This is a genomic window from Mesorhizobium kowhaii (assembly GCF_042431665.1).
GTDB classification, from domain to species: domain Bacteria; phylum Pseudomonadota; class Alphaproteobacteria; order Rhizobiales; family Rhizobiaceae; genus Mesorhizobium; species Mesorhizobium kowhaii.
On record NZ_JBHLYT010000094.1, the window covers coordinates 1 to 4,885 of the forward strand.

Here is a 4,885-nt window from a genome sequence, read left to right on the forward strand (position 1 = left end):
TATCGCGACGCTTAAGGCGGCGCTGAGACGAGAAGGGATAAAACAGGCGGTGTTCGATCCGACCAAGTTGGCGCAGAACAACCGCTCGGGCCGCAAGTTGATGCTGGCTTATTTTCGGCAGCGCGGCGTGAGCGTGAGGTTTTCGGACTAGTAGAGCCGCGCGCAGGTGATCTCAAGCGCGCCGCCGGGATTTCTCGGCCGGTCCGGCGGTTCGCCATCTGGACGTCGGCACTGCGCCTGATAGCGGCCATAGGGGCGAACTTTGCCTCCGCCTGGAAGCAGACATTGCAGTTGACCACGCTGGAGGTCGTGGTCGCGCCACTAAACGACATTCAGACGAAGCCGGCGGAAGGTCTCCTATGCGCGCCCTCAGCGGCATAGCACCGACAGCTGCCACGGGCTCGTGAGTGGCGATGGCGACCGCAACAACATTCGGTAGTCGCCGCTGCCTTGGGGCCTTGGTCCTAAGATAAAATCCACGCTGGAACCGTGCTAGGATGGCCGCCGCGCGGCGCGACTTGTCGTGCTTCAAAGCGGTCAGGAACGATTGTCATGCTCAATCCAATCTCCATCATGGCCGACCGGCTCGGCGACTATCTGTCAGAACTCTATCTCCAGTATTTCTCGCATCGCAATCCGGAATATGCGAGCTACATAGGCGGGGCGGCCCGCCTTGTCCTGGAGCGCATCGGCAATTCGAACGCCCTCTATCACAACATCGAGCACACGCTGATGGTTACGCTCGCTGGCCAGCAGATCATCCGCGGCCGGCTGCTTTCGGAATCCCTGACCCCCGATGACTGGCTGCATTATACCTGCGCGCTGCTTGTCCACGACATTGGCATGGTGCACGGCGTGTGCCAGGGCGACACCGAGGACAGCTTCGTCATTAACGAGGCCGGCGACCGCTATACGCCACCGCGCGGCGCCTCCGACGCGGTGCTTGCGCCCTATCATATCGAGCGCGCCAAGATCTATGCGCGCCAACGTTTTGCTTCCTCGAAGTTCATCAACGAGGAGCGCATTGTCGAGGCGATCGAGATGACGCGCTTTCCGGTACCGAACGATCCTGCGTACCAGGTCACCAACACCGAGCCGGCGCTGGTCAGGGCAGCGGACCTGATCGGCCAGCTCGCTGATCCCTTCTACCACCGCAAGCTGCCGGCGCTGTTTGCCGAGTTCTCTGAGATCGGGATGGTGGAAAAGCTCGGCTGCAAGACCGCCGCCGATCTCGGTGCCATCTTCACCGATTTCTTCACGCTGCAGGTCGAGCCGTATATCGGCGACGCGATCCGCTATCTGGAGCTGACGACCGAAGGCAAGCAGTGGATCGCCAACCTCCACAGCAACCTCTTCCAGTCCGGGCATCGCCCGGCCAGGATCGGGCCGTTCCCCGGCGTGTTGCAGCCGACATCGGCGAGCCTTTCGGTGGTAACTTAAGAGCCGGGGATTGTTTCCTTTTCCGCCGGTGCCAAGCCGGCAGAGGTTGCATGCGGCGGCTGTCGACGAAGATGAACGCCGGGGTCATTGTCCGGTCCCCGCAACGAAACCATTTCGGCTTCGTCGGTGCCCGAATTTTGCACGATTCTATTGCCTGAGCCGATTGGTGCTACACTGGCAAGCCAGTTGACGCGACGGACCTGTGTTCGGTGATATGACCAAAGTAACCGCTTTACCCGACAGAGTGGATTTCGACGTGGCCGCCGATGAGACCTTGCTAGAGGCGGCTCTCAGATCGGGCGTGCCATTTGCCCACGCATGCGGCGGCAGGGCGAAATGCTCGACATGCCGCGTTTGGGTTCTCGATGGCCTTGAGGCTTGCCCGGACCGGAATCCGGACGAAACCCTGATGGCGGACCGGTTGAGATTGGCCGATGAGGTTCGGCTGGCCTGTCAGCTCAGGCCGGAAGGCGAGCTTCGCGTCCGACGCCTGGTGCTGGACGAAACCGACATGATGATCACCAGCCAGCTTGGCGCTTCTGCCGCGACGCGTTGCGGCGAAGCAAGGCATGTTGCGGTCTTCTTCAGCGACATTGTAGATTTCACAGCGCTGTCGGAGCGGCTTTCGCCCTACGACGTGATGTATCTGCTCAATCGCTACTTCGCCCAGGTCGGCGACATCATCGAGCAGAATGGCGGTTTCATCGACAAACTGATCGGCGATGGGCTCATGGCAATATTCGGTATCGACGACCAGCCCGATGCTCCGCTTCGCGCCGTGAACGCCGCACTTCAGACCCTCGCCACAGTCGATCGTCTAAAGCCGTTCTTTGCCTCGATGTATGGCATCGATTTCGATATTCGTATCGGCCTCAACTATGGCGAAGCCGTCATCGGCACATTGGGTTTTGCTGGATACGAACGTCTCACGGCCATCGGCGACGTTGTAAATCTGGCCAGCCGGGTCGAGGCCGCCAATAAAGATGCCGGTACGCGATTGCTGATATCCGAGGCCCTCCGCGACCAGATCGCCGGCAAGGTGGAAATCGGCGACTTCGTCAGGGTACGCCTTCGCGGTACCGCCGAGCGTACAAGCCTGTTCGAAATAGTCAGGCTGGAGCCCGAAATTGACGCCGATCTGAATGCCAAGGGGCTTCGCGAAACCATCCGTCAAGGCGGCAGGAGGTGGGTTCGCGCTTTTGCCGAAGACGAGCTTGAGCCCCACGAACGCCGGATTCTCGATTTTGAAGATTACGACGTCGTCGTCGTTCGCGGATCCGACAGCTATTGCGCCTTCAACAATGCCTGCCCGCATCTTCATCTGCCGCTCTACGAGCGCCGAAGTTCCGCTCAGGCCGAAAAGCTGAAGCTCCCACACACGGAGAGCACAATCACCGCAGATCTTGGCTTGGTCTGCCGCTGGCATCAGAGTTGTTTCGACCTGTCTACTGGCGAAATCAGGGGGTGGGCGCAGCTGCAGCAGGATGGTACTGCGCCGGGCTATGAATTCGCGGGTGACATTTCGAAAAACCGCGCAAAGCTGATCGTATACCCCTGCCGAAAGCAGGACGGCTTTGTGTGGATCGGGCTCGAGTGAAAACGGTCCAATATTTCAGTTTTTCCGTCGCGATCCCATGTCGCCTGTTCTCCGAAGCTGACCTTCGCGAACCTATTACAATTGTCCGGATCGGGTCATTCTCGTCGGTTGTGGCCTGTCTGCGCACGTCCAGTCACGAAGCAATCCCGGACATCTGAGTTCACCTGTGGTGAAGCACATCGCAGCGACAGTAAGCACCATTGCGCTTGCCTTGAAGGCATCTATTCTGGAGGGCAGTAGCCGCTCGCGGGCACAGAATGTCGGTACTGCCTTTCTTAAGAATTTACGCCCCGCTCAACGCGGTTCTGGCTGCGCCTGGGCTTTTGGCGGTGGCTGCGCTCACGATACCGGACATGTCCGGACGAAGCAGACTGGCTCTGGCTGCCGTGCTCGCAGTCATTTGGGGCGCCTATCTCCTGCAACTGGCCGCGACGCTGCTCAAGCGCCGGGCGGGAGACGTTCGGGCCAGGACGCCGGCAATCGCCATTGATGTGCTCGCGGTTTTGGTTCCACTCGCCGCATTTCTGCTTGTCGGCACGCCCGACCGGAGCCTCTACTGTGCTGTCTGGCTGCTGAAACCGCTACGCGACTCGACTTTCTTCCCGGTGCTGGGCAGGGTCCTGGCCAACGAAGCGCGCAACCTGATCGGCGTCACCACGCTCTTCGGCGTCGTTCTGTTCGCTGTCGCGCTGGCCGCCTATGTCACCGAGCGCGACATCCAACCGGAAAAGTTCGGCAGCATCCCCCAGGCAATGTGGTGGGCGGTGGTCACGCTGTCCACCACCGGCTATGGCGACGCTATTCCGCAAAGCTTCGCCGGCCGCGTCCTTGCCGGGATGGTCATGATGAGTGGCATCGGCATCTTCGGGCTCTGGGCCGGCATTCTTGCCACCGGCTTTTATCAAGAAGTCCGTCGCGGGGATTTCGTCCGCAATTGGCAATTGGTCGCCACCGTGCCGTTGTTTCAGAAGCTCGGCCCGGCCGTGCTGGTCGAGATCGTGCGCGCGTTGAGACCTCGCATGGTGCCGGCGGGCGCCGTGATCTGCCGCATTGGCGAGCCCGGTGATCGGATGTTCTTCGTCGTTGAGGGGCGCGTCAGCGTCGCGACGCCGAACCCGGTGGAGCTTGGCCCTGGCGCCTTCTTCGGCGAGATGGCGCTGATCAGCGGCGAACCGCGTTCGGCGACCGTCAGCGCCGCAACGGGGGTCTCACTCCTATCGCTGCACGCGGTGGATTTCCAGATGCTGTGCAGCAGCAGCCCGGAGATCGCGGAAATCATCCGCAAGACCGCGCTCGAGCGGCGCGGCGCGGCACCGATGACTTGACCGTACTAGGTGTGCAGTCCCGGACTGTAATGGTGCATCATCGATTCTGAGTCGTCAGGAGGAGGATGGCAAGGTTGCCAATTGCCTGCCGATGGTGGCCGGCTGGAACTACATGGTGCGGCTCTATCGGCCACGCGCTGAGGTTCTGGGCGGCACTTGGAAGTTCCCAGAGGCGCAGCCGGCGGAACTAAGCGTCATTGCTAAAGGTCCGCTTGGGGGTCACGGGCGTCGTTCAGACGACGGCGAGCGAACAGCCGCTTGGGGTCAGATCGCGTCATGCGACGCTCGCAACTGAACGACCGCAATGGGTGGCGGGTTCAACCGATCGCTGCAACACACTCAGCGAACTTCTCCGCTGGGGTCTTATAGAGCAAGGTCGGCTTTGTGGCCCAACCGTACTGAAAGCTGCCATTCCGCTCCCGTGAAGAGTTTCGGGCGCCGGCAGGCGTACGAAAGTCCCCGAGGAAGGAACCCGCGGGCCACAGTCGATGGCTATGGAGATTTCGATTTGCGGCGGATGTCG

General features: G+C 60.9%; 3 protein-coding genes. All 3 read left to right on the forward strand.

The window, feature by feature from the left end:
* The first annotated feature begins 552 nt into the window (after positions 1–552).
* Entirely contained in the window at positions 553–1,440 is an 888-nt protein-coding gene (locus ACFFNA_RS35030) for a metal-dependent phosphohydrolase (protein WP_378924441.1), read from the forward strand.
* 214 nt (positions 1,441–1,654) lie between these two features.
* Complete coding sequence (locus ACFFNA_RS35035; protein ID WP_378924442.1) at positions 1,655–3,037, forward strand: adenylate/guanylate cyclase domain-containing protein; 1,383 nt, start codon at positions 1,655–1,657, stop codon at positions 3,035–3,037.
* 257 nt (positions 3,038–3,294) lie between these two features.
* Entirely contained in the window at positions 3,295–4,362 is a 1,068-nt protein-coding gene (locus ACFFNA_RS35040) for a cyclic nucleotide-gated potassium channel (protein ID WP_111546265.1), read from the forward strand.
* The last annotated feature ends 523 nt before the right edge of the window (positions 4,363–4,885 follow it).

Bases quoted from the DNA above. Each gene is read 5' to 3' on its own strand.
- ACFFNA_RS35040 (WP_111546265.1), top strand. From the start codon at position 3,295: ATGTCGGTACTGCCTTTCTTAAGAATTTACGCCCCGCTCAACGCGGTT.
- ACFFNA_RS35030 (WP_378924441.1), top strand. From the start codon at position 553: ATGCTCAATCCAATCTCCATCATGGCCGACCGGCTCGGCGACTATCTG.
- ACFFNA_RS35035 (WP_378924442.1), top strand. From the start codon at position 1,655: ATGACCAAAGTAACCGCTTTACCCGACAGAGTGGATTTCGACGTGGCC.